We start from the raw sequence: 25304 nt of genomic DNA, 5'->3' as shown, positions 1-25304 counted from the left end.
ACGGACGGCGAGTGACGTGTTGAAGAAAACCCTGTTCCAGTTGCACTGGTTTTTTGGCATCACCGCAGGGCTGGCGCTGGCTCTGATGGGCATCACCGGCGCGGCCTATTCGTTTCAGGACGAGATCCTGCGCGCGCTGAATCCGTCCGTTCTGCAGGTGGAAAAGCAGGTCGCCGGCGTGCTGCCGCCAGTGGAACTGGTGGAGCGCATTGAAGCCGCGTCCGGCAAGAAAGTCGCGATGCTCTGGGTCGAGACCGACAGCGGTCACGCCGCACGGGTATTCTTCACGCCGCCCAAGGGCGAACGGCGTGGCGAAATGCGCTACTTCGACCCGTACACCGCCGAATTCAAGGGCGACGCCACCGGCCAGGACTTCTTTGGCCTGATGCTGCAACTGCACCGCTTCCTCGCCATGGGCGACACCGGGCGCAACATCACCGGCGCCTGCACCTTGATGCTGTTGTTCTTCTGCCTTTCTGGTCTGTATTTGCGTTGGCCGCGTCAGTGGAACAGCTGGCGCGTGTGGTTGACCCTGGACTGGAAAAAGAAAGGCCGCGCGTTCAATTGGGATCTGCACTCGGTGGCCGGCACCTGGTGCCTTTTGGTCTATCTGCTGCTGGCGTTGACCGGCTTGTCATGGTCGTACGAGTGGTACAACAAAGGCCTGACCCGACTGCTTTCCGACGCGCCGCAAAACGAACGCGTACGCGGCGGTCGCGGCCCGGCGCCGGAAGGTCCGGCACCGACCGCCGACTACGCGGCGATGTGGAGCAGCATCTACAGCGCTGCCGGCCCGGGTCTGGCCGGGTACAACATTCGCATGCCGGCGGTGGCCGGCCAGCCGGCGACGGTGTTCTACCTGCTCGACAGCTCGCCCCATGACCGCGCGCTGAATCAGATCACCCTCGACCCGGCGACCGGCGTGGTCAAACGCGTCGACCGCTATGCCGACAAAAGCTTCAAGGCCCAACTGCTGACCAGCATTTATGCACTGCACGTCGGAAGTTATTTCGGCCTCGTCGGGCGCATCATCGTGACGATTGCGGCGGTGTGCATGCCGCTGTTCTTCATCACTGGCTGGCTGCTATACCTCGATCGTCGACGCAAGAAAAAGCAGATCAAGGATGCCCGCCAAGGCCTCGCGCAACCGTCCGCCGATGCTTCGGCATGGCTGATCGGCTTCGCCAGCCAGAGCGGTTTCGCCGAACAATTGGCGTGGCAGACCGCCGGACAATTGCAGGCCGCCGGATTGCCGGTCAACGTGCAGCCGCTGGCCAATCTGAGCGAACAGGATCTGCGGGACTCGAACAACGCATTGTTCGTGGTCAGCACCTTCGGCGACGGCGAAGCGCCGGACAGCGCCCGTGGTTTCGAACGCAAAGTGCTGGCCAACGCCTCGACGCTCGACAGCCTCAACTACGCCGTGCTCGGCCTCGGCGATCGGCAGTACGCGCACTTCTGCGGCTTCGCCAAACGCCTGCATCAATGGCTCGGCGAGCACGGCGGCAAAACGTTGTTCGCCCCGGTGGAAGTCGACAGCGGCGATCCCTACGCGCTGCGTCACTGGCAAACCCAACTCGGCCAGCTCACCGGACAGGCGCCGAGCGAAACCTGGCAAGCACCGAGCTACGACAACTGGACGCTGGTCCGTCGCGAACTGATGAACCCCGACAGCAGCGGTGCGCCGGTCTACCTGCTCGGCCTCAAAGCCCCGGACACCCGCAGCTGGCTGGCCGGTGATCTGGTCGAAGTGCTGCCACGCAACTGCCCGTGGGCCATCGAACATTTCCTCGACGGCCTCGGCATTCGGGGCGAGACCCCGGTGAAGGTCAACGGCATCGACGAGCCCCTGGAAGTGGCCCTCGCCTCACGGCAATTGCCCGAACACCGCGCACATCTGGTCGGTTTGCATGCGCAGTCGCTGGTCGACGCGATGGTGCCGCTGGCGATGCGCGAATACTCGATCGCCTCGATTGCCGCTGACGGCGTGCTGGAACTGATCGTGCGCCAGGAACTGCACAACGACGGCAGCCTCGGCATCGGCTCCGGCTGGCTCACCGAACACGCGCCAGTGGGCGGCAGCATCAGCCTGCGCGTGCGGCGCAACAGCGGTTTCCATCTGCCTAACGAACCCGTGCCGATGATCCTGCTGGGCAACGGCACCGGCCTGGCCGGCCTGCGCAGCCTGCTCAAGGCACGCATTGCCGATGGCCAGCAACGGCAGTGGCTGCTGTTCGGCGAGCGCAACCGTGAGCACGATTTCCTCTGCCGCGCCGAGCTGGAAGAGTGGCTGGTCAATGGTGATCTGGCGCGACTGGACCTGGCGTTTTCGCGGGATCAGGCTGAGAAGGTTTATGTGCAGGATCGCTTGCGTGAGTCTGCGGATGAATTGAAGAAGTGGTTGGCTGATGGTGCCGTTATCTATATCTGCGGCAGCCTTCAAGGGATGGCCTCAGGCGTAGACCAGGCCCTCAACGATATCCTCGGCAGCGCCGAAGTCGAACGCCTGATCGAACAGGGCCGCTATCGCCGGGACGTTTACTGACCAAACACCATCCCCTTGTGGGATCGAGCCTGCTCGCGAAGGCGATTTAACAGTCAACATTGGTGTTGGCTGTAAGTCCGCTTTCGCGAGCAGGCTCGCTCCCACAGGGGACGCGGTGCTCAGACCGGTTGGAGTTTCTGTTCGAAAACAGCGATGCCATCCAGATCCCGCAACACCACACTCATCTCCCCGCTCTGCCCTTCGATATTCACCTCGCCAAAAAACTGAAACCCGGCAAACGGCGAGGTGTTCTGTGCGGGCGGTGCTTTCTCGAACACCACCTCAGGCCCAAATGTCTTGTCCAGTGGATTCGGCCCGAAACTGCCGGCGTTCAACGGCCCGGCGACGAATTCCCAGAACGGTTCGAAATCCTGGAACGCGGCGCGGTCCGGGTGGTAGTGATGCGCCGCGCAGTAGTGCACGTCCGCCGTCAGAAACACGAAATTGCGCACCTGCTGCGAGCGCAGAAAGCCGAGCAATTCGGCAATTTCCAGTTCGCGCCCCTGCGCCGGGCCGGGGTCGCCGTTGGCCACGGCTTCCCAGCGTGCAACGCCTGGGCTGACCTCGCCGTCCGGGACGCCAAGGCCGATGGGCATGTCGGCGGCGATGACTTTCCACTGCGCCGTCGACGCCTGCAATTCACGCTTGAGCCAGTCCAGCTGTTCACGGCCGAGAAACGGTTTTGCCGCGCCCAGGTTGGCATCGTTGGCTTCGCGATAGCTGCGCATATCCAGCACGAATACGTCGAGCATCGGCCCGTAACTGAGCTTGCGATAAATGCGCCCGCCGCCGTCCGCCGCCTGCAAGCGCATCGGCGCATATTCCAGCCACGCCTGCCGGGCGCGGCCGACCAGCTTGTGGATATCTTTCTCCTGATAACGCTCATCCAGCTGCTTGCCCGGCGACCAGTTGTTGACCACTTCGTGGTCGTCCCACTGCCAGATCTGCGGCACTTCGGCGTTGAAGCGGCGGATGTTTTCGTCCATCAGGTTGTAGCGATAGTTGCCGCGATAATCGTCGAGGGTCTGCGCGACTTTGCTCTTGGCTTCGGTGGTGATATTGCGCCAGATGCGCCCGCTTTCGGTGGTCAGTTGCGCGGGCACCGGGCCGTCGGCGTAGATGGTGTCGCCGCTGTGGATAAAGAAGTCCGGCAGGCGCAGGCGCATCGCTTCGTAGATACGCATGCCGCCGATGTCCGGATTGATCCCGAAGCCTTGGCCGACGGTGTCACCGCTCCAGACAAAACGGATGTCGCGCCTGGCCGTTGGCACGCTGCGCAGATGGCCGAACCACGGTTCGCTGGCGACGCCACTCTGCGCATCTTCGAAGTGCACGCGATAGAAGATTGCCTGGTTGGCCGGCAGGCCGGTGAGTTCGACGCGGGCGGTGAAATCGCTGCGCGCATCGGCCAGTGGCGAGACGAATTTGCGCGGGTTGCCGAACAGGCTGCCGGTGTCCCACTCGACCACCATGCGCGCCGGGCGATCGCTGCGGCTCCAGATCATCGCGCGGTCGCCGAGCAGGTCGCCAGACTGCACGCCGTCGGTGAGCTGGGGACGATCCTTGACCGAAGCAATCACCGCCGGCGCCAGCCCCGGCAGCAACAGCCCGGCGCCGACCGCTTGCATGACGCGACGCCGACCGAGATTGAAATCGCTCATGGTGTTCTCCCTGTAAAAGGGAAAACTTAAGCATGCCTATATGAACTCGCCATGACACCACTAACCATTGTGAGAGCGAGCCTGCTCGCGAAAGCGGTGTGCCAGTCTACATACATGTCGCTGGTAGATTGCATTCGCGAGCAGGCTCGCTCCCACAGGGATTTGGTGTTGTCGGTCAGGCCTTGGCGGGCTCCAGCGGTAGTTCGACAGCCTCAGGCCGTTTGAGCAGCGCATACACCACCGCCGTGACCAGACTCCCCGCAACAATCGCCAGCAGATACAGCAGCGCATGGTTGATTGCATTCGGGATCGCCAGCACGAACAAGCCACCGTGCGGCGCCATCAGTTTGCAGCCGAAGTACATCGACAAGGCGCCGGTCAGCGCGCCGCCGGCGATGCTCGCCGGGATCACCCGCAGCGGATCTTTCGCAGCGAACGGAATAGCCCCTTCGGAGATGAAGCACAAACCGAGCACGAAGGCCGCTTTGCCGGCCTCGCGCTCGGTCTGGGCGAACTTGCGCCGGGCAATGAAGGTGGCGATGCCCAAGCCAATCGGCGGCACCATGCCGGCGGCCATGGTCGCGGCCATCGGTGCGTAACTCTGCGAGGCCAGCAGCCCCACCGAAAACGCATAGGCAGCCTTGTTGATCGGCCCGCCGAGGTCGACGCACATCATGCCGCCGAGCAACACGCCGAGCAGAATCGCGTTGGTGGTGCCCATGCTGTCGAGGAACTGCGTAAGCGCCGCGAGCATGCCGGCGACCGGTTTGCCGACCACGTAAATCATCACCAGGCCGGTGGCCAGACTGGCCAGCAACGGGATGATCAGAATCGGCTTCAACGCTTCCAGGCTCTGCGGCAATTTCACATAGCGGGCGATGGCTTTGGCCGCATAACCGGCGATGAAGCCGGCAATGATCCCGCCGATGAATCCAGCGCCCAGAGTGCCTGCGAGCAAGCCGCCGATCATCCCCGGCGCCAGGCCCGGGCGGTCGGCAATCGAGTAAGCGATGTACCCGGCCAGCAGCGGCACCATCAGCTTGAACGCGGTTTCGCCGCCGATCTGCATCAGTGCCGCCGCCAGCGTGCCTTCTTCCTTGTACGCGGTGATGCCGAACACAAAGGACAACGCGATCAGCAAACCACCCGCCACCACCATTGGCAGCATGTACGACACACCCGTGAGCAGGTGCTTGTAGACGCCGGTTTTCTCGGACTTGGCCGGGGCCTTGCCGTCGCTTGCCCCACTTTCGACAGCGCCTTCGGCCAAGGCTTTTTTCAAAGTCGCTTCAGACTGCTTCAGCGCAACGCCCGTGCCGCAGCGATAGATCTTTTTGCCGGCGAAACGCTCGGTGGCGACGTCGATATCCGCCGCCAGCAACACCACGTCAGCCTCGGCGATGGCCGTTGCGCTGAGTGGGGTTTTCGCGCCGACCGAGCCTTGGGTTTCGACCTGCAATTCATAGCCCAGGCGCTTGGCAGTCTGCTGCAACGCTTCGGCGGCCATGAAGGTGTGAGCAACGCCGGTCGGGCAGGCGGTGATGGCGACGATGCGCGGCGCACGTGGCGCATCAATAGCCGGTTCGACTGCGCTGGCGACGTAGACTTCGGCCTCTTCGGCACCGCGACGCAGCACCGCTTCGACATCCTGCAAGGCCTGCGCCGGAGCGATCTGGAACACGCGCTTGCCGACGAAGCGACTCATGTCCACCGCGCCAGTGGTGACCAGCAACACCCACTCGGCGGCTTCGATGGTCGCCGCCGACAATTCGCGTTCCGGGTGCGCCGGATCGACCACTTCAACGCTGGTGCTCCAGCCCTGACGCTGCGCCGCTGCATCGAGCAGACGCGCGCACAGCACACTGGTGACCATGCCGTTCGGGCAAGCCGTAACAATGGCTAACTTCATGACAAACCCTCTTATTGTTCTGTCAGGGGGCGCACGCGCACGCCCTGTTCGAGCTGCGCCAGTTGCGCTGCGTCGTTGATACCAAAACCGATCTGGGTCACCGCCATCGCCGCAATCGCGGTGGCGGTGCGCAGGGTTTGCTCCGGCGTATCAGCACTGAGCAGACCGTGAAGCATGCCAGCCAGCAACGAATCGCCGGCACCGACCGTGCTGGCCACGCTGACCTTCGGCGGCGAGGCATGCAGGGCCGAGCCGACACTGAACCAGTTGACCCCGTCGGCGCCGTGGGAAATCACCACGTGCTCGATGCCTTGGCCGTGCAAGCGTGCAGCGGCTTGTGCTTCAGCGATTGGCGAGACCACTTCGCAACCTAATGCGTCGGCGAGTTCCTCGGTGTTCGGCTTGATCAGCCACGGGCTGGCCTGCAACGCCGCGCGCAAGGCTTCGCCGCTGGAGTCGAGGGCGACTTTCAAGCCGAGCGCGTTCAACCTTTCAATCAGCTCACGCAACCACTGCGCAGTGACGCCACGCGGCAGACTGCCGGCGACCACCACCGCATCGTGCCCCGGTGCGATCTGCTGCAAGCGATCAAGCAAGGCTTGCTGCGCCGCTGCATCGACCATTGGCCCCGGACCGTTGATGTCGGTGATGCGCCCGTCCTGCTCGGCGACTTTGATGTTGCTGCGCGTCTCGCCCGGCACGCGGATGAACGCGTCGACGAAACCGCGCTTGGCGAACAGGGTTTCGAACGCTTGCTGATTGTCTTCGCCGAGAAAGCCGCTGACGGTGACCTGATGGCCGAGATCCGCCAGCACCTGGGCGACATTGACGCCTTTGCCCGCAGCGTGGGTGTGCATTTCCTCGCTGCGATTGACCTGACCGGCATCCAGCCGCGACAGCTCGACAGTGAGGTCGAGTGCCGGGTTAAGGGTCAGGGTGAGAATCTTGGCCATTTACAGGGCCTCCACTAATGCGCGTACTTCATTCGCGCTGCCCACGGCCAGGGCCTGTTGGGCGAGGGTTTGCGCCTGGGTCAGGCTGAGTTCACGGATGCGCGCCTTGACTTCGGCAATGCTGCGCCCGGACACGCTGAGTTCGTCGACACCGAGGCCGACCAGCACCGGCACCGCCAGCGGATCAGCCGCCAGTTCGCCGCAGACGCCCACCCATTTGCCATGGGCATGGGCGGCGCGCACGGTGATGTCGATCAGTTGCAGGACCGCCGGGTGCAAGCCGTCAGCTTGCGCCGACAGGGTCGGATGACCACGGTCGATGGCCAAGGTGTATTGGGTCAGGTCGTTGGTGCCAACGCTGAAGAAGTCGACTTCCTTGGCCAGTACCGGCGCGAGCAATGCGGCCGATGGCACCTCGATCATGATCCCCAATTGCAGGTCGGCGACCGGAATTTCCTTGCGCAGACGCTCGGTCATGTCGCGGGCCTGACGCCACTCTTCGACGCTGCCGACCATCGGGAACATGATTCGCAGCGGACGGTTGTCGGCCGAGCGCAGCAAGGCGCGCAGTTGCGCTTCCATGATCTGCGGCCGCTGCAGGGTCAGGCGAATACCGCGCACGCCGAGGAACGGGTTTTCTTCCTTGGCGATCGGCCAATACGGCAGCGGTTTGTCGCCGCCGACATCGAGCGTACGCACCACCAGCGGCCGCCCGGCCAGACCATCGAGGACGCGACGGTATTCGACTTCCTGGGTTGCCTCATCCGGTGCCTGTGGGTGGGCCATGAAAATCAGTTCGGTGCGCAGCAGACCAATGCCTTCGGCGCCCTGCTCCACCGCGCTGGTCACGCCTGCGCTTTCGCCGATGTTGGCGAACACTTCGACGGCGTGGCCGTCGGTGGTGTGTGCCGGTTGATGGCGTTGTTCGGCGGCGATCTTCAGGCGTTGCTCGCGGGTGTCGCGCTCTTCAGCGGCACGCTTGAGGGTCGCGGCATCGGCGTCGACATGCAGACGGCCACGCTGACCGTCGAGCAACAGCGGCGTGCCGGGCTCGAGCAACAGCACCGCTGCACCCGCGCCGACCAGTGCTGGAATACCGAGCGCGCGGGCGACGATGGCGCTGTGCGCGGTAGCACCGCCGCGCGCGGTGAGAATCCCTGCCACTCGCGCAGGATCCAGGCGCGCGACATCGGACGGGCCGACTTCGTCCATCACCAGAATGTACGGTTGCTCAGGTTCGTTCGCGGTCTGCACGCCACACAATTGCGCCAGCACCCGTCGACCGATGTCACGCAGATCGGCGGCACGCTCGGCGAGCAAAGCGTCCTGCAGCGATTCCTGCTGTTTGGCGGCGGCTTCGATCACCGCCATCCACGCCGCTTCGGCGCTTTCGCCTTGCTTGAGGCGGGTGTCGACTTCGTCGGTCAGATCCGGGTCGTCGAGCATTTCCTGGTGAGTGATGAAAATCTCGCGAATCGCCTTGGCCTTGCTGCGTTCGATCAAGCCTTGGATGTCGCGGCGCACGTCGCTCAGCGCTTGCTTGAGGCGCTCGCGCTCGATCGCGGCAGATTCGCCGCGCAACGGGTAATCGATGGCTTGCAGCACCTGAATGTGCGCAGGACCGATGGCGATGCCCGGTGCGGCAGGAATCGCCTGCAACAGGCTGCCGGAGGCCGGCGCGATCAATACTTCGGCGATGTCGGCGATCACTTCGCGCTGCTGACTCACGGCCGGCAGCGGCTCGACTTCCTCACCGAGGCCTTCTTCAATCGCCGCGAGCAGGGCCGGCAAGGCATCGGCGGCGATGCTCGGCTCGGCGATCAGCTCCAGCACCTGACCGCGGCGGGCGCCGAGACTGAGCAGTTTGCTCAGGCTCTTCACCGACACGGCGCTGTCCTGGCTGTCGACGATGCGCACGCGGATTTCGCCATCAAAACTCTTCGCCAGTTGCGCAAGAATCTTCGCTGGTCGTGCGTGCAAACCATGGGCATTGGCCAGGGCAATACGTGCACTCGGCCAGTCGGCCGGCAGTTCACCGCCGAGCACTTCGAGAACTTTGCGGCTGCTGGTGGCGCGGCCCAGTTCGTGGCCGCGACCTTCGATCAGCAACGCGCACAAACGCTCGAGCAACGCCTGATGCGCTTCGCCCAGACTGGCGAGGCAGAACAGTCCGCTGAGCGGCTGGCCGAGGTAGCGCATCGGTTTGTCCGGGGTGACGAACGCCAGCCCCGGACGCTTCACGGTCTGCTCGCTGTGCAGCCACCACAGGCCATCGCCCAGTGGCAGCGCTTCGACTTGCTGCAACACGCCGGCAAAGCCGTTGCTCACACAATCGGCCTGACGCAGCAGACGTGCGCCGCGCCAGACCAGTTCTTCGAAATCGTCGGCCGACACGCCGAGGCCGATCATCTGCGCATCCAGCGCCAGTTCCTGCGGCGCGCCTTGCAACAGTTTAAGCAGCGCTTCGGGGGAGCTGGCGCGACGCAAGGCCTGGCCCAGATCGGTCTCGCCGAGGGCGCGGGTCAGTAGTTGCAGCAGGCGCAGGTGTTCGTCGGATTTCGCCGCGATGCCGATGGCCAGATAAACGATCTGGCCATCGCCCCAGTCGACGCCGTCGGGAAACTGCATCAGGCGCACGCCGGTGGCGAATACCTGATCGCGGGTTTCCGGCGTACCGTGGGGAATGGCGATGCCTTGACCGAGAAAGGTCGAGCCCTGGGCTTCCCGGGCCTGCAGGCCGGCGAGGTAGCCGTCGGCAACCAGACCGTCGGCAACCAGATGACTGGCCAGCAATTGCAGGGCAGCGGGTTTATCCACGGCCGACTGGCCCATGGATATCTGCTCTATAGTGAGCTCGAGCATGCGATCTCCTTTTTGGCGCAGTTCAACGCCAGGTATTGTTTTGAATGGTTCACAGCTTAGGCGCTCTGCCGCGCTTTTCAGCGGCAGTTTTGGCGGTTTCACGGCAGGACCGGCCAAAGGCATCTAAAACGTAGAAAATACGCTTGCTGAAACGTTTAATCTAGATTGATCGGCACGTTACTCGATAATGTCTCATCCTTGAAGTCCAACTTGTCGGAAGCGCGTAGGCAATAAGTCGGCTGCCCTTATCGGGTAGGATTGGCGAAAATGTCGCGGCATGCTCGAAAAAACAAGGAAATACCGGGTTGAAACTCAGTGATATCGCGCGGTTGGCCGGCGTCTCCGTCACCACCGCCAGCTACGTCATCAACGGCAAGGCCGAACAGCAACGCATCAGCAACGCGACCGTCGAGCGCGTGCGCGCGGTGGTCGATCTGCACGGCTTCACGCCCAATCCGCAAGCGGCCGGCCTGCGCAGTCGGCACACGCGCACCCTGGGTTTTATCCTGCCGGATCTGGAAAACCCCAGTTACGCGCGCATCGCCAAATTGCTCGAGCAAGGAGCGCGGGCTCGCGGCTATCAACTGTTGATTGCCAGCTCCGACGATGCGCCGGACAGCGAGCGGCAGTTGCTGCAACTGTTCCGTGCCCGTCGCTGCGATGCGCTGATCGTCGCCAGTTGCCTGCCGGCCGGCGATGACAGCTACCGCCAGTTGCAGGCCAAGGGTCTGCCGATCATCGCCATCGACCGGGTCATGGAGCCGGAGCATTTCTGCTCGGTGATCAGCGACGACCGCGAGGCCAGCCTGCACCTGACCCAGAGCCTGCTCGATCCGCAGCCCAAGCAGATCGTGCTCCTCGGCGCCCGCCCGGAGCTGAGCATCAGCCAGGAACGTGCCGCCGGTTTCCGCGCAGCGCTCAACGATTTCAAAGGCGAGGTGCTGGTCGAGCACGCCGAGTCGTTCAGCCGCGAGTGCGGCAAGCAATTGATGGAAGAACTCCTGCAGCGTCTGGGGCATTTGCCTGACGCGCTGGTGACCACTTCCTACGTGCTGCTGCAAGGCGTGTTCGATGCGCTGCATGATTTCCCGTTGAAATCACGGCCGCTGCGCCTCGGCACCTTCGGCGACACGCAGTTGCTGGATTTCCTGCCGCTGCCGGTCAATGCCATGTCCCAGCAACACCAGTTGATCGCCGACAAGGCCCTGGAACTGGCGCTGGCCGCCGTGGAGCAGGACGACTACCAACCGGGTGTGCAAGCCATTGCGCGGACCTTCAAGCAGCGTATTCATCGGGACTGAATCGTGGAGCTGATCGACAGCCACACTCACCTCGACTTCCCCGACTTCGACGCCGATCGCGCAGAGTTGCTGGCCGAAAGCCGCGCCCTCGGCGTGCGGCGCATCGTCGTGCTGGGCGTGCATCAGGGCAACTGGCAACGGGTGTGGGATCTGGTGCAGAGCGATGCCGACCTGTACGCGGCGTTCGGATTGCACCCGGTGTTTCTCGATCAGCATCGCCCCGAGGATTTGCATGCGCTGGGTGACTGGCTGACGCGGTTGCGCGGGCATCGGCAGTTATGCGCGGTGGGCGAGATCGGTCTGGATTACTTCATCGAAACCCTGGATCGCGAACGCCAGCAAGCGTTGTTCGAAGCGCAGCTTCAACTGGCGGCGGATTTCGAGTTGCCGGCGCTGATCCACGTACGCCGCAGCCACGCAGCGGTGATCGCCACGCTCAAACGCTTCAAGCTCAAACGCGCCGGCATCATCCACGCTTTCGCCGGCAGTCGCGAGGAAGCGCGGGAATACATCAAGCTTGGTTTCAAACTGGGCCTCGGCGGCGCACCGACCTGGCCGCAGGCATTGCGCATGCATCGGGTGCTGCCGGAACTGCCGCTGCAATCGGTGGTGCTGGAAACCGACTCACCAGACATGGCCCCCGCCATGTTCCCCGGCCAGCGCAACAGCCCGGCGCATTTGCCGGCGATTTGCGCGGCGCTGGCCGAACTGATGAATATCACGCCTGAACAACTGGCCAACGCCAGCACCGCCAACTGCTGCGAAGTCTTCGGCTGGTAACACGTACCCGTGTAGGATCTGACGAGTGCAACGAGGCTGCGATCTTTTGATCTTCAGAGGCAAAGTCAAAAGATCGCAGCCTCGTTGCACTCGTCAGCTCCTACGGGGGGACGGTGTCAGGCTCAGACACGAAACGCGCTGATCAGTTGTTTGAGCTCAACCACCTGCGCCGACAGCGCGCGGCTGGCATCTTCGGTCTGGTGCGCACCTTGCGCTGTGCGTTCGCCAGCGCGGTTGATTTCGACGATGTTCTGGTCGATGTCATGGGCCACGGCGGTCTGCTGTTCGACGGCAGCGGCGATCTGCTGGTTCTGATCGACGATCATGCCCACCGCGCCAAGAATGTTTTCCAGCGCCTGCTGGACTTTTTCCGACTGGCCAACCGTGCCGTTGGCCATCTGATGGCTGACGCCCATGGCCTTCACCGCCGCGCCGACGCCACCGTGCAGCTTGGCGATCATCTGCTCGATTTCTTCGGTCGATTGCTGGGTACGCTTGGCCAGCGTGCGCACTTCATCAGCGACCACGGCAAAACCGCGCCCCTGCTCGCCGGCTCGCGCGGCTTCGATAGCGGCGTTGAGCGCCAGCAGGTTGGTCTGTTCGGCGATGCTCTTGATCACCTCAAGCACACGGCTGATCGACTGGCTGTCGCTGGCCAGTTGATTGATCACCAGCACCGACTGATCGATTTCGCTGGCCAGTGCGGCAATGCTGCCCTGCTGCGATTCCACCAGCCCGCGACCGCTCAGGGTCTCATCGTTGACGCTGTGGGCGCTGCTCACCGCAGCGGCGGCACTGCGAGCGACTTCCATTGAAGTCGCCGACATCTGGTTCATCGCCGTCGCAACTTGTTCGATCTGCGTACGTTGCCCGGCGACCGCCTGATTGCTCTGCGCCGATACGCTTTCCACCTGCCCGGCCTGACGTTCGACCTCGCCGACGGTATGACCGACACGTTCGATCAAGTCGTGAATCTTTTTCACCGTGCCATTGAACACCTCGCCCAACTCGCCCAGTTCATCGCGGCTGCTGGCCTTGAAGTTGACAGTCATGTCACCGGCCGCGACCTTGTCCATCATCGCGCCCAGGCTTTTCAGAGTGGTGCGGGTCGAGGCGTAGAAACCGCCATAAAGATAGAAAATCAGCACGAACACCACCGACAGCGCCGAGGCTTGCAGAATCATGTGCGTGCGGTTCTGCGCCAGTCGCTGCTGCAACTGGTTGTCGAGGAATTTCAGCGTGGCCTGATTGAGCTGATAGGTGTGTTCCATCAGCCCGGTGACCTGATCGTAGAATGCCTGCCACGGCGCATCGAGGGTGTCGGCCATCACCACTTGCTCTTCGAATAGCTCGCTGGCCTGCTTGAGCGAAGCCTTGCTGCTGTCGGCCTGGGCACTGAGGGATTCGCGTGCGGCGTTGCTGGAGCCGAGGGCGTCCTGCAGTTTCAGGGCGTACTCGGCCTGGAGTTTTTCGATCTGCACCAGCAGCTCGTCAAAACGCGTGCTCGAGGAACTGTTGAGAAAGCCCTGACCCAACGAATACGAACCCATCGCCCGGCCCTCGCCGAGGGTCTGCGTGACGCTAGGGGTAATCAGCGTGACCAGTTCGCTGAGCTGGCGAATGTCGCTCTGATTATCGCGGCTCAACCCGGCCTGACTGGTGATGATCTGGCTGAAAATCTGCGCACTGGCCAGCAACTTGCCGATCAACGCGCTTTTGCTTTGCAGCGAGCTCTCCGCCTGCTGGGCCTTGAACGCGGCGATCATTTCATCGCGCTTGGCCTCGAATTGCCTGATCTGTTCGGGATCCTCGGTCATCGCCGTCAGCCCTTCGAGGCGCGCGAGCACAGCCTGCTCCAGCGTCTGGATCTGCGCTTCGACATTGCCGGCCTTGCCGGACTGGCCGAGGCTGACATCGATCTGCACCAGATTGTTCAGGGTTTCCAGATCCCGACGCAGGGTCAGGCTGCTGCCCAGCAGGTCGAGGCTCTGCAGTTCGACGCGGGTGCCCTGAAATTCGCGATAGGAATCGCGCACCAGATAGAAATTGGTCACCAGCATCGGCACCAGGAACAGCACGCTGATCAGGCTGAACTTCATGCCGAAGCTCAGACGGTTCATCAGCGAGACGGCGGGATAGAGCAAGCTCTTCACTGGAAGTCTCCCTTGGTTTTTCTTGTTTTTATTGGCAGGCGCGGGACGACAGCAGATAGCCACTATCGGGCGCTATCTCTGTATAGCGTAAATCGGCGGGAGGTTTTGTAACTTAAGGTTAATGGCGATGCAGTGATCGCCGAATCAAAAGCAAAAAGATCGCAGCCCGAGCCTTCGGCAGCTCCTACAGGGAAATGCGTTCCAAGGTAAGAGCTGCCGAAGGCTCGGGCCGCGATCGGACGATCTTTTGATCTTGCTGTAATCAGTGAACCAGAACCGTCCACAAGGCAAACCCGGCATACCACAGCACCGCCGCACGCAGCAGCAGTTCCCACAGGCAATCGAGGGTGTTGATGCCGTCCGGGCCGACCACTGGCGGTGGAACTTCCCCGGCTGCCAGGCCGACCTTGTTGATCAACTGCGCAGCGCTGATGTTCCAGTTCAGCAGCTCATGCAGCATCACCCGGCTGACCGCGACGAAGTTGCCGACCAATGCAAGACTCGCCGCCAGCAAACGCACCGGCACCCAATCGAAGGCATGACGCAGCTGAGCAGCACGCTCGACCAGCGCCACAGTGCTGCCGTGCTCTTCGGCCAGCGCCAACAGGCGATAGGCCAATGCCGCCACCGGGCCGAGGAGGAAATACCAGAAGATCACCGCAAAGAAACTCTGGTAGGCCTGCCACAGCAGATGCCCCTGCACTTGCTCGAGCAATTGCTCGCCGCTGTCGGCGCAGATGTCCAGGTCGCGCTTGGCCACGTGGGCCGCCGCTTGCAGATCCTCACGGCGCCAGGCATCGCGGAACGGCCCGAGGCCGCCGAGCAGATCGCCGCGTCCGAGGCTGTAAATCACCACCAGCAAATGCACCGGCAGCGCCAGCAGACCGTACGCCACCGGTTCGAGCACCAGCAGCAACAGCGCCAGCAACGCCACCGGGCACAGCACCAGAATCGTCAGCACCAGCCACGGTTGCCTGGCCAGCCGTTTGCTGTTTTCGAGTTTGTGCAGTTCGCGGATCCATCCGCCGTCGCGTTGAAGCCGATGGCGCAGGGCCGAAAATTTCTCGATCCACACCGCCAGCAGTAACACCAGAAAACTCATTGTCCTTCCTCTTTTGCCAGGGCCGCGCGGTAGCGTGCCCAGTCGAATGCCGGTCCCGGATCGGTCTTGCGCCCCGGAGCGATATCGCTGTGGCCGCAGATACGCTGGTCGGTGATCGCCGGAAAGCGTTTCTGCAACTGCCGGGTCAGCGCCGTCAGCGCCCGATACTGTTCGTCGGTAAACGGCAGATCATCGGTGCCTTCCAGCTCGATGCCCACGGAAAAATCGTTACAGGTTTCGCGGCCTTCGAACAGCGAAACGCCGGCATGCCACGCCCGCGCAAGACAGGAGACAAACTGGGTGATCTTGCCGTCACGTTCGATCAGGAAATGCGCCGAGACGCGCAGGTCAGCGATGCCTGCAAAGTACGGGTGTTCGGTGACATCCAGACGATTCTGGAAAAATTCCTGGACCTTGCCGGTGGCGAATTGCGCCGGCGGCAGGCTGATGTTGTGGATGACCAACAGCGACACTTCGCCCGCCGGGCGCTCATTGAAGTTGGGCGACGGGCAGATCTGCACGCCATGACACCACCCGCTCGCGGGATCCAACTGCATACCGATTCCTTCAACGCCGACCATGTGGGCGCCCAGTATGCCGCGATCCGCCCCCGCCGCGCGATCACTTGCCGCGATTGAGTTGCCGCAGGTCGCCCAGCACCGATTCCAGTGCGCGGTCGAACAGCAAGGTGTCATCCAGCGCACGCGCGGCGCCACGGCTGAAAGCCAAGGCGAGGTCGGTGCGGCTGTGCTCCAGCACTTTCGTCCCGGTGCGGTCGACGAAGACATATTTGCCGGTCTCTTCGATGATCGCGGCGAGTTTGCAACGCAAGGTCTGTTCGTCGTCTGCGTCGAACACCACCCAGTGGCCCACACGCAACTGCTCGACCTGAGACAGACCGGCAGCGTCTTGCGCCAGGCGCGGCGCCGGGGTGGCTGCTGCCTGGTCGGCGCTGTGCTGCAAGACCTCGGGCGTGATTTCGATCAGCGGCGTAACGCTGTGCTCGGCTTCGTCGGAACGCTCCAGTACGCGCACGTGCAGAGCCTCCAGCTCGCTGAAAAATTCGCTGGTGGCAAACGGGTCGAAAGCCGTGCTGCTGAGGCCATCGCGCAGTGACTTGAGCAAACCCGGGACCAGTGCCAGCAGGCGCAGGCTGGATTCGCCGTCGTCATGGCGCTGCACGCTCCAGACCAACTGTTCCATGGTCTGCACATCGGCGTGCCATTCGGCGGACTGATCACCGTGCTTGAGGCAAGTCAGCAACAGCACTTTGCTCCAGGCCTGCTGGACGAAACTCACCACCGTCGCCGGCAGCACTTTGCCCAGCAGCGCCTGTTGCAACGCCTGCGCAACGCGATGCTGAGCCAGCTCGGCCTTCGCCCGGCCTTCCTCGGCATCGCGCAAGCGTTGTTCGAGCAGTTCAGTGCGACGGCGTTCTTCCTGAGTGAAGGCGAGGAAGTCGGCGAGCAGTTCGGAGAAGATCGCCGGGTCGTCGACAAACTCGCTCAGCAAACGCTGCACCACTTGCTCGATGCGCACGTAGAGGCTGTCGCGCTCAGCGCCGTCGCAATCGCTCCAGCCCATTGCGGCCTCGGCGATTTCGTTGAGCAGGCGCCGCGCCGGGTGCGTGCTGCGGCTGAAGAAACTCTTGTCCAGCACGGCGACCTTGAGCATCGGAATCTGCAATCGGCCGATCAGCGCCTTGAGCGCGTCAGGCACGTTGCGATCGTCGAGGATGCAGTCGAAGACCATGGCGATCAGGTTGATCACATCTTCGTCAGCAGTCGCGACGACGCGGGAGCGGCCACTTCTGACGCTGACCCGGGTCAGCAGTTGTTCGAGCTGATGGCGCAGATCGAAATCCTCCTGAGCCTCAAGCGCCGGTACGTATTGCTGCAAGTGCGACAACAACCGCAGCAGGTCGCGGGTGTTGATCGGATGCGCCGGGGCGCCGGGCTCCAGGGTCGGTGTGACGCGGCCGCGCACCTGGGCGAGCAATTGCTGCATCGCGGCGAACACTTCCTCGATGCCTTCGTCCGCTGGCGGCTCGTCGAGATCTTCAATCAATGTGTCGCTGTCCGCAGGCTCGACCATGCGACGAGCCACGGCGGGCTTCAGATGTGGCAACACGCCGGTGGCGAGCAACAGCTGATTGGCCTCGCCATACAGCTGCTCGGTGTCAGCCAGCACATAGCGTTCGAACAGCTTGAGCAGGATCAGCTTGACCTTGATCTCGACGCCGAGGTTACGCCCGGCCTGCAGGAAATATTCACAGAGCATCGCCGGACTCAGCGGGTTGTGCTGATCGTCCAGACGCTTGCCGAGCATGGAGCTGAAGCGTGCAGTCAGTTGATCGAGAGCGAAGCCGTCGCGCTTGAGCACGCGACTGACCATGGTCTGCACGGCCACGGTGCGCTCCATGGCATCGGTGCGCGGCGCCGATTCTTCGACCACCGGCGTGCGTGGCAGGGTGTTGGCGGCGGGATCGTATTGGGTAAGGCTGGCGAAAGCCTCAAAGAACAGTTCAAGAAAGCCGCGCTCGATGTTCTTGCGCTTGAGGCGCAGGTCGCGCATGGCTTCGAAAAAGATGTTCTGATCGACGTCGTTGCGCGCCCGATCAGCCATTTCGAACAGCGTGTCGTCGGCGTTATCGAACAGCTCCTGCAAATCGTGGCGCAGCTGCTGCGCCGCCTTGTCGCGAACCTGCAACAGAATCACCGGCAAGCGGGCAAGCGGCGAATGGTCCGCCAGATCGGCAGTCGCCCGGTGCAAAGGCACCACTTTCCCGTCGTTGCGCATCCAAGCCTCCTGGAACGGTGATTCGGTTCGTCGCTTTCGACACTGCCCCAGCGGAGTCGTTCGTCAAAGCCATGACGTCAAATACAAGGCGGATTATCTGGCAAAAGATGTCGACGATGCTATAGGCCTCAGGGTTTCCCCTATACGCCACGCCCACGCACTCGGCTCAGAAAAATCGACCAGATGCGTCAGGCACGCGCGTTCTCGCCTTGGGTTGGCTCGCGCCCTGCCCCTATAATCGAACCACTTTGTTTGTGGAGTTCGTTATGCCGAATCTACGTCTCGCCGATCTGACCGCCGAAATCGAAAACAACGTGCGCCGTGCGTTGCTCGAAGACGTCGGCAGCGGCGACATCACCGCGCAACTGATCCCGGCCGAACGCCTGGCCAAAGCCACCATCATCACCCGTGACGACGCCGTCATCTGCGGCACCGCGTGGGTCGATGCGGTGTTTCGCCAGCTCGATCCGCGTGTAGCGGTGCATTGGCAAGTGGTCGACGGCCAGCGGGTCAAAGCCAATCAGCCTCTGTTTCATCTGGAAGGCCCCGCGCGCTCACTGCTGACCGGTGAACGCAGCGCGCTGAACTTCCTGCAGTTGCTGTCCGGCGTGGCGACGCGCGCGCAGTACCTGGCGGACTTCGTCGGCGAGACGCAGGTCAAGTTGCTCGACACGCGCAAAACTCTTCCCGGCCTGCGCCTGGCACAGAAATACGCAGTGACCTGCGGCGGCTGCCACAACCACCGCATCGGTCTGTACGATGCCTTCCTGATCAAGGAAAACCACATCGCCGCCAGCGGCGGCATCGCCGAAGCCGTGGCCGCCGCGCACAAGATCGCCCCGGGCAAACCGGTGGAGATCGAAGTGGAAAGTCTTGAAGAGCTGAAGCAGGCGCTGGAAGCCGGCGCCGACATCATAATGCTCGACGAACTGAGCCTGGACGACATGCGCGAAGCGGTACGCCTGACCGCCGGCAACGCGAAACTAGAAGCCAGCGGCGGCATCAACGAAAACACGCTGCTGCCGATCGCCGAAACGGGCGTGGATTACATCTCGATCGGCGCAATGACCAAGGATGTCAAAGCGGTGGACCTGTCGATGAGACTCAGTCTCTGACAGCAGCGGCAAGCTTCGAGCTACAAGCTGCAAGCCACAGCGCTTTTGCTTTGACTTGCAGCTTGCCGCTCGAAACTAATAGCTGCTTTTATACGACGAGATTGTTCATCTCGCAGTACTCTTCCCACTCGACACCCAAGACTTCCGCCGCTTCCTTGTGCAGCACGAGGCGCTGCGCCTCGAACTCCTCCGGCGTGCTCGTGTACTTGAGCGTCAGCTCCCACGGCTGCAAGCCCTGCGCTTCGGCTTCGTCTTCGAAGGCCCACTGGATCTGGTCTTTCTGATCATCGGGACTCAGGTCCTTGATCTCGACCTTCAGGTCCGGCACATCCAGAAGGTATTTTTCCAGCGCTTGTTCGTGGCGTTGCTCTTGGGTCAATTCAGTCATGGGGTTCTCGCTGATCTTGGGAATGGAGGATGGATCTGGATCATCAAGGATCTCTCTGACGCGGACTGGCCGGCCTTCGGAACCATTCGGGATCATCTGAAAACTGCTAAGCGATGCTCATGCAGGCACCGAATATAGGACGTTTGCATGACGAATTACACGGCTCTTTACATCTCTCGCACAAAAAGCTGACCTGCGGAACATGACTGCGCGGATAAAAACAACAAACGGGCGCTCAAGACAGCAGCCCTATAATGCCCGCGAGTTATTGCAGACATTGGATGCCATGACCCAACGTTGAATCGGGTGTACCAATGAATGCACTTATAACGCTTCGCTGCCAATAGCAGGAAGGTAACAAGCCGTTTAGACTCTGCCCCCTCTCCGGCCTTCACGCAACCTTCTATAGCAGTGGACGTATGATAAAAAACATTCAATACCTGCGCTTTATCGCGGCGTTTCTCGTCGTTTGCGCCCACGCAAACCTGCAGATTTACGGCGTCCCCTCGAGCGTGACGAACCTCGGCGGTTTCGGTGTTGACATCTTCTTCATTATCAGTGGTTTCATCATGCCCTTCATTCTGTACGGCGGCCTGTACAGGAAAGACGCGGTAGCGTTGATGGGACCGGCAAGCTTCATGTGGCGCCGGATTACCCGGATATGGCCGATGTACTGTTTCACCATCAGTGTGGTGGTGCTCGTTTCATGGCTGGTCATGAACGGTAAAATCGACAACGTCACCAACGACCTGGCTTATTTCTTCAACGGCTCAAAAATGGACTGGGCCTGGTATGTGCAAACGCTGACATTCACTCACTGGACGCGACCTCCGATTCTCGGCATCGGATGGACACTGCAAGTCGAGTTCATGTTTTACACCGCCATTGCCGTCGTGCTGCTGTTCCGCGCGCAGACACTGGCGACACTGGAAGTGGGCCTGGTCGTTTTCTTCTTCGCTGCCATGCTGCTCGTTTCCAACCCGCAAGTTGGCGCGGTGGCCACGACATTCGCAAATCCGATGATTGTCGAGTTCATGCTCGGCATCTTCCTTTACCGTCTGGTTTCGGGGGGCACACTGATGCCCAGAAGCGTGGCCATTGCGGTTGCTGTTCTGGCGATACCGCTGTTCCTGTTTGTAGAGCACAACGGGCTGCTCAAAATCCCCGGCTTGCTTTATCGCCCGGTTGCCTGGGGCATGCCTGCATTCCTTCTTGTCTGGGCAGCGCTGAGCCTTGAACGGGAAACCAAAGAATCGAAGATGTTTGGCCTGCTCGGAGATGCCTCCTACAGCCTGTATCTGGTCCATGGATTCGTTGCGCCACTGTTCCTGTTCTTCTGGATGCGCGCCGGACTGGATCAAACTGTCAACATCTGGATCTATCTGGCTTGCTACCTGTTGGTGTGCCACGTAGCCGGCATTTCCGCTCACCTCTTTATTGAAAAGCCGCTGAACACGGCAATTAGAAAATACACGCGAGCAAAACCTAAATGCGTTACCTCCTGACTTCCCTGATACTGGTTATTGCCAGTACCGCTAATGCTGCAAATGGCCCGGATGGCGTTCCTATCGAGGAAAGCTTCCAGTCCTGCAACAATCTTGACTGCGGGGCTGCGGTCGTCAGCAAGTTCCACACTGACAAGCATGTCCTGACTGGGACTACTGTTTTCGGCGAAACCTTTTACACAGAGGAAGGCCGCTCCAGCTTTGTCCGCACAATGTTTGCCCCCACGAAAATCCGTATGGTCTACAACCCCGCGAACGGTCAAGTGTTCAAGCCTATGGTGGACTACATACCGACGAAAGAAGGGATAAAGCTGACACTTGGCAGCGCCATCAAGCGGGCGCCTCGTGGGTATTCACAGGACACAAATGATAGCGATCGGAAAAATTATGGCGTTCGAGTCGCCACAGGGTTCCAGGACTTTCAATACGCAATCACTTATGACAAGAGGGAAACATTCACACCCAACGCTATCGGAAGCTTAGGCGGCTTCAGGAAGGCTGTCGGGGCTGTTCCTCTTTCCATCACCTTTTTCGGCGACTCCATTACCGCCGGTGCCAACGCTACCAGCATCTACGCAGCACCCAATCAACCTGGTTACACAGGCCTTGTGATGGCGTATTTGAATAACAAATACCCGTCGATGTTCGAGTCGCGCAATAACGCAGTCGGCGGCTGGAGCTCTATCAACGCCGTGTCGGCCGTTGAATATCGCGTCAACGATAAAAAGTCGGACCTGATTGTGTTGGCGTTCGGGATGAACGACGGCGGCGTATTCGCACCTGACGAATACAGGAAAAACATGCAAACCCTGATTACCGCCATTCGAGCCAAACAGCCAAGAGTGCCGATTCTTCTGGTGTCCCCACTACGGGCAAACCCGTTGACCTTCACTCAAAAGCGCTCGAACATCACAGGATATTTGCCGGTGCTGAAACAGCTGGCCAAGCAAAACCCTTCTGTGGCGGTAGCCGACATGACGTCGACGTGGGACATGATGATGTCCAGGAAAAATTATCTGGATGTCACCGGAAACGGGCTGAATCATCCGAACGACTTCGGTCACCGGATTCTGGCTGAAGTGGTGCTGACCGCCCTCCTTGGCCCCAACTACTGATCAACTTTCACAACTCCGGCATCACGGTGAAGCGTGCCTGCCGGCTTTACGTCAGGACACCGCCGCCCGTATCAAAGCGCGCAGCAGCGAAAGGCACGCAAAAGGAAAGGCCGCTACCAGCGGCCTTTTTTGGCAAATTGCGAAACTCCCCGAACGAGGGAGAAGTACAGTTGGTGCCCGAGACAGGAATCGAACCTGCGACCTTCGCGTTACGAGTGCGCTGCTCTACCGGCTGAGCTACACGGGCAGTGGGCTAAACCTAGCACCGGACTGGGGCTGCGGCAAATTTGTGGGTTGCCTGATGGTTTTCTTTTGAGAACTACACAATTTCCTTATTTCAGATAAAAAATGCCCCCGCCGTTTGCACGGCGGGGGCATCTTCATTGCGCTAAAGCGTTGGGCTGATTAAACGCCCGAAGCCTTGGCAGCTGCCACGTCTTTGATGGACAGCTTGATACGGCCGCGGTTGTCCACGTCCAGTACCAGCACTTCCACTTCCTGGCCTTCTTTCAGGATGTCGGTGACTTTCTCTACGCGAGCGTCGCTCAGCATCGAGATGTGCACCAGACCGTCCTTGCCCGGCAGGATGTTGACGAACGCGCCGAAGTCGACGATGCGCTCAACCTTGCCGACGTAGATCTTGCCGATCTCGGCTTCTGCAGTGATGCTCAGAACGCGCTGACGAGCTGCTTCTGCGGCATCCTTGGTTTCGCCGAAGATCTTGATCGAACCGTCGTCTTCGATGTCGATCGAAGCCTTGGTTTCCTCGCAGATCGCACGGATGGTCGCACCACCCTTACCGATAACGTCACGGATCTTGTCGGTGTCGATCTTCATCGCGATCATGGTCGGAGCGTTGGCCGACAGTTCGGTACGCGACTGGCCAATGATCTGGTTCATCTGGCCGAGGATGTTCAGGCGCGCTTCAAGGGCCTGGCCCAGAGCGATTTCCATGATCTCTTCGGTGATGCCCTTGATCTTGATGTCCATCTGCAGCGCAGTCACGCCTTTGGCGGTACCGGCTACCTTGAAGTCCATGTCGCCCAGGTGATCTTCGTCGCCGAGGATGTCGGTCAGAACGGCGAACTTCTCGCCTTCTTTAACCAGACCCATAGCGATACCGGCCACCGGTGCCTTCATCGGTACACCAGCGTCCATCAGTGCCAGGGAAGCACCGCACACGGAAGCCATCGAGCTCGAACCGTTGGATTCGGTGATTTCCGACACCACGCGGATGGTGTACGGGAACACGTCAGCGGCTGGCAGCATGGCCGAAACCGAACGACGGGCCAGACGGCCGTGACCGATTTCGCGACGACCGGCACCACCCATGCGACCACACTCGCCTACCGAGAACGGCGGGAAGTTGTAGTGCAGCATGAACGGGTCTTTCTTTTCGCCTTCCAGGGTGTCCAGCAGTTGCGCGTCACGGGCGGTGCCCAGTGTTGCAACAACCAGTGCCTGGGTTTCGCCACGGGTGAACAGTGCCGAACCGTGAGTCTTCGGCAGAACGCCGACTTCGATGTTCAGCGGACGTACAGTCTTGGTGTCGCGACCGTCGATACGTGGCTTGCCGTTAACGATGTTTTCGCGAACGGTGCGGTATTCGATTTCGCCGAAGGCTGCCTTGACTTCAGCAGCGCTTGGCTGGCCTTCTTCACCGGACAGCTTGGCGACCACTTGGTCCTTCAGCTCACCCAGGCGAGCGTAACGGTCGGCCTTGATGGTGATGGTGTAAGCCTGGGAGATCGCTTCGCCGAACTCGGCACGGATCGCGCCCAGCAGCTCGGTGGCTTCTGGCGCAGGAGCCCAGTTCCAGGTTGGCTTGGCGGCTTCGGCAGCCAGTTCTTTAACAGCGTTGATCACAACCTGGAATTCGTCGTGAGCGAACAGTACCGCGCCCAGCATCTGGTCTTCGGTCAGTTCTTTGGCTTCCGATTCAACCATGAGCACGGCGTCGGAAGTACCGGCAACGACCATGTCCAGGCTCGAAGCGGCCTGCTGCTCGTAAGTCGGGTTCAGCAGGTAGCCGGTGCTTTCGTGGAAAGCCACGCGAGCGGCGCCGATTGGGCCGTCGAACGGAATGCCGGAAATGGCCAGGGCAGCCGAGGTACCGATCATCGCAGCGATGTCCGGATCGGTCTTCTTGCTGGTGGAAACGACGGTGCAGACAACCTGCACTTCGTTCATGAAGCCTTCTGGGAACAGCGGACGGATCGGACGGTCGATCAGTCGGGAAGTCAGGGTTTCTTTCTCGGAAGGACGGCCTTCACGCTTGAAGAAACCGCCAGGGATCTTACCGGCAGCGTAAGTCTTTTCCTGGTAATGAACGGACAGAGGGAAGAAGCCCTTGCCCGGATCGGCTTGCTTTGCACCGACAACAGTCACCAACACGCTGACGTCGTCGTCAACGGTGACCAATACTGCGCCGGAGGCCTGACGGGCGATACGGCCTGTCTCGAGGGTAACGGTCGATTGACCGAACTGGAATTTTTTGATTACCGGGTTCACGGTGTCCTACCTTCTTTGTGGCTCTTGGGGGAAACGGTTTCTTGCGAATTCTTGGGCAATCTCGGGAATCGGCCCGATGGCAATTGTCCGGGTGCTACAGGTAAAGCCATGCTGCAGATAAAACTTGAGGCTGGGAGCCTGCAAGGCGCCAGCGGAAAACCGCTGACGCCCGACAGACCACCAACCTCATAGCGCAATCGCTGATTAGCGACGCAGACCCAGGCGAGCGATCAGCGCGGCGTACCGGCTTACGTCCTTGCCTTTCAGGTAGTCCAGCAGCTTGCGACGCTGGTTAACCATGCGGATCAGACCACGACGGGAGTGGTGATCTTTACCGTTGGCCTTGAAGTGACCTTGCAGTTTGTTGATGTTGGCGGTCAGCAGTGCAACCTGCACTTCTGGCGAACCAGTGTCACCAACAGCTTGCTGGTAGTCAGCAACGATTTGAGCTTTTTCTTGAACGTCGAGAGCCATGAGGCAATCCTTCCTTATCAGGAAACTGTTTCAGGGAAACAGCTTCAACAGGCCAGGGACAAATCCCTGTATCTATAAATGAGTAGTGACCATGCCTGTTAACAGCCACACTCGCCGGCCCGCTTAACGCA

Annotated in this window: 17 protein-coding genes and 1 tRNA gene; 6 read left to right on the top strand and 12 right to left on the bottom strand. The window is 61.1% G+C overall.

Going from position 1 to position 25304, the window contains the following annotated elements:
* Positions 1-16 precede the first annotated feature (16 nt).
* Positions 17-2545: a sulfite reductase flavoprotein subunit alpha gene (locus PS14A_RS03270; protein ID WP_212615622.1), complete on the top strand. Its 2529-nt coding sequence runs from the start codon at positions 17-19 to the stop codon at positions 2543-2545.
* Between the two features lie 119 nt (positions 2546-2664).
* Here the strand turns inward: PS14A_RS03270 and PS14A_RS03265 are convergent, their stop codons facing one another.
* The 4 genes from PS14A_RS03265 to ptsP form a co-directional block, all read right to left on the bottom strand.
* Positions 2665-4206, bottom strand: coding sequence for an alkaline phosphatase D family protein (locus PS14A_RS03265; protein ID WP_212615304.1), 1542 nt, complete (start codon positions 4204-4206; stop codon positions 2665-2667).
* Positions 4207-4381: 175 nt separating this feature from the next.
* Complete coding sequence (locus tag PS14A_RS03260; protein WP_212615303.1) at positions 4382-6115, bottom strand: PTS fructose-like transporter subunit IIB; 1734 nt, start codon at positions 6113-6115, stop codon at positions 4382-4384.
* 11 nt (positions 6116-6126) lie between these two features.
* Positions 6127-7068: a 1-phosphofructokinase gene (pfkB, locus tag PS14A_RS03255; protein WP_212615302.1), complete on the bottom strand. Its 942-nt coding sequence runs from the start codon at positions 7066-7068 to the stop codon at positions 6127-6129.
* Positions 7069-9930, bottom strand: a complete 2862-nt coding sequence (gene ptsP, locus PS14A_RS03250) for a phosphoenolpyruvate--protein phosphotransferase (protein ID WP_212615301.1) — start codon at positions 9928-9930, stop codon at positions 7069-7071.
* A 305-nt stretch (positions 9931-10235) separates the two neighbouring features.
* On the opposite strand from ptsP, the gene cra reads away from it, so the two are divergent.
* The gene (cra, locus tag PS14A_RS03245) at positions 10236-11231 is read left to right on the top strand and encodes a catabolite repressor/activator (RefSeq protein ID WP_024011578.1); all 996 of its coding nucleotides are present in this window, start codon (positions 10236-10238) and stop codon (positions 11229-11231) included.
* 3 nt (positions 11232-11234) lie between these two features.
* A complete protein-coding gene (locus PS14A_RS03240) occupies positions 11235-12011 on the top strand; it encodes a TatD family hydrolase (protein ID WP_212615300.1) in 777 nt (258 codons plus the stop codon).
* 122 nt (positions 12012-12133) lie between these two features.
* Here the strand turns inward: PS14A_RS03240 and PS14A_RS03235 are convergent, their stop codons facing one another.
* The 4 genes from PS14A_RS03235 to PS14A_RS03220 all read right to left on the bottom strand — a co-directional run bounded on the left by PS14A_RS03235 (position 12134) and on the right by PS14A_RS03220 (position 18065).
* A complete protein-coding gene (locus PS14A_RS03235) occupies positions 12134-14164 on the bottom strand; it encodes a methyl-accepting chemotaxis protein (RefSeq protein WP_212615299.1) in 2031 nt (676 codons plus the stop codon).
* 262 nt (positions 14165-14426) lie between these two features.
* The gene (gene ampE / locus PS14A_RS03230) at positions 14427-15266 is read right to left on the bottom strand and encodes a regulatory signaling modulator protein AmpE (protein ID WP_212615298.1); all 840 of its coding nucleotides are present in this window, start codon (positions 15264-15266) and stop codon (positions 14427-14429) included.
* On the bottom strand, positions 15263-15823 hold the full coding sequence (gene ampD / locus PS14A_RS03225; protein ID WP_137215527.1) for a 1,6-anhydro-N-acetylmuramyl-L-alanine amidase AmpD: 561 nt from the start codon (positions 15821-15823) through the stop codon (positions 15263-15265). The genes ampE and ampD overlap by 4 nt, the downstream gene beginning before the upstream one ends.
* 64 nt (positions 15824-15887) lie before the next feature.
* Positions 15888-18065, bottom strand: coding sequence for a DUF1631 domain-containing protein (locus tag PS14A_RS03220; protein WP_212615297.1), 2178 nt, complete (start codon positions 18063-18065; stop codon positions 15888-15890).
* Between the two features lie 266 nt (positions 18066-18331).
* Between PS14A_RS03220 and nadC the strand changes: the two genes are divergently transcribed.
* Positions 18332-19180: a carboxylating nicotinate-nucleotide diphosphorylase gene (gene nadC / locus PS14A_RS03215; protein ID WP_212615296.1), complete on the top strand. Its 849-nt coding sequence runs from the start codon at positions 18332-18334 to the stop codon at positions 19178-19180.
* 88 nt (positions 19181-19268) lie between these two features.
* Here the strand turns inward: nadC and PS14A_RS03210 are convergent, their stop codons facing one another.
* Positions 19269-19568: a DUF6388 family protein gene (locus PS14A_RS03210; RefSeq protein WP_122699433.1), complete on the bottom strand. Its 300-nt coding sequence runs from the start codon at positions 19566-19568 to the stop codon at positions 19269-19271.
* 419 nt (positions 19569-19987) lie between these two features.
* Here PS14A_RS03210 and PS14A_RS03205 point away from each other — a divergent pair, with 419 nt between their 5' ends.
* Positions 19988-21073, top strand: coding sequence for an acyltransferase (locus tag PS14A_RS03205; RefSeq protein WP_130910364.1), 1086 nt, complete (start codon positions 19988-19990; stop codon positions 21071-21073).
* On the top strand, positions 21058-22188 hold the full coding sequence (locus PS14A_RS03200) for an SGNH/GDSL hydrolase family protein (protein ID WP_212615295.1): 1131 nt from the start codon (positions 21058-21060) through the stop codon (positions 22186-22188). Before PS14A_RS03205 ends, PS14A_RS03200 begins: the two co-directional genes overlap by 16 nt.
* 171 nt (positions 22189-22359) lie before the next feature.
* On the opposite strand, the gene PS14A_RS03195 is transcribed toward PS14A_RS03200, so the two are convergent.
* The 3 genes from PS14A_RS03195 to rpsO all read right to left on the bottom strand — a co-directional run bounded on the left by PS14A_RS03195 (position 22360) and on the right by rpsO (position 25173).
* Positions 22360-22435, bottom strand: a tRNA-Thr gene (locus PS14A_RS03195).
* A 158-nt stretch (positions 22436-22593) separates the two neighbouring features.
* Positions 22594-24699: a polyribonucleotide nucleotidyltransferase gene (pnp, locus tag PS14A_RS03190; RefSeq protein ID WP_024011572.1), complete on the bottom strand. Its 2106-nt coding sequence runs from the start codon at positions 24697-24699 to the stop codon at positions 22594-22596.
* 204 nt (positions 24700-24903) lie between these two features.
* Positions 24904-25173 (bottom strand): 30S ribosomal protein S15, encoded by a 270-nt coding sequence (rpsO, locus tag PS14A_RS03185; protein WP_016771751.1) that lies wholly within the window; start codon positions 25171-25173, stop codon positions 24904-24906.
* Positions 25174-25304: the final 131 nt, after the last annotated feature.

Origin of the sequence: Pseudomonas sp. 14A (genome assembly GCF_018132745.1) — a bacterium.
Lineage (GTDB): Bacteria > Pseudomonadota > Gammaproteobacteria > Pseudomonadales > Pseudomonadaceae > Aquipseudomonas > Aquipseudomonas mercuritolerans.
This window is presented reverse-complemented; position numbering and strand designations above follow the sequence as displayed.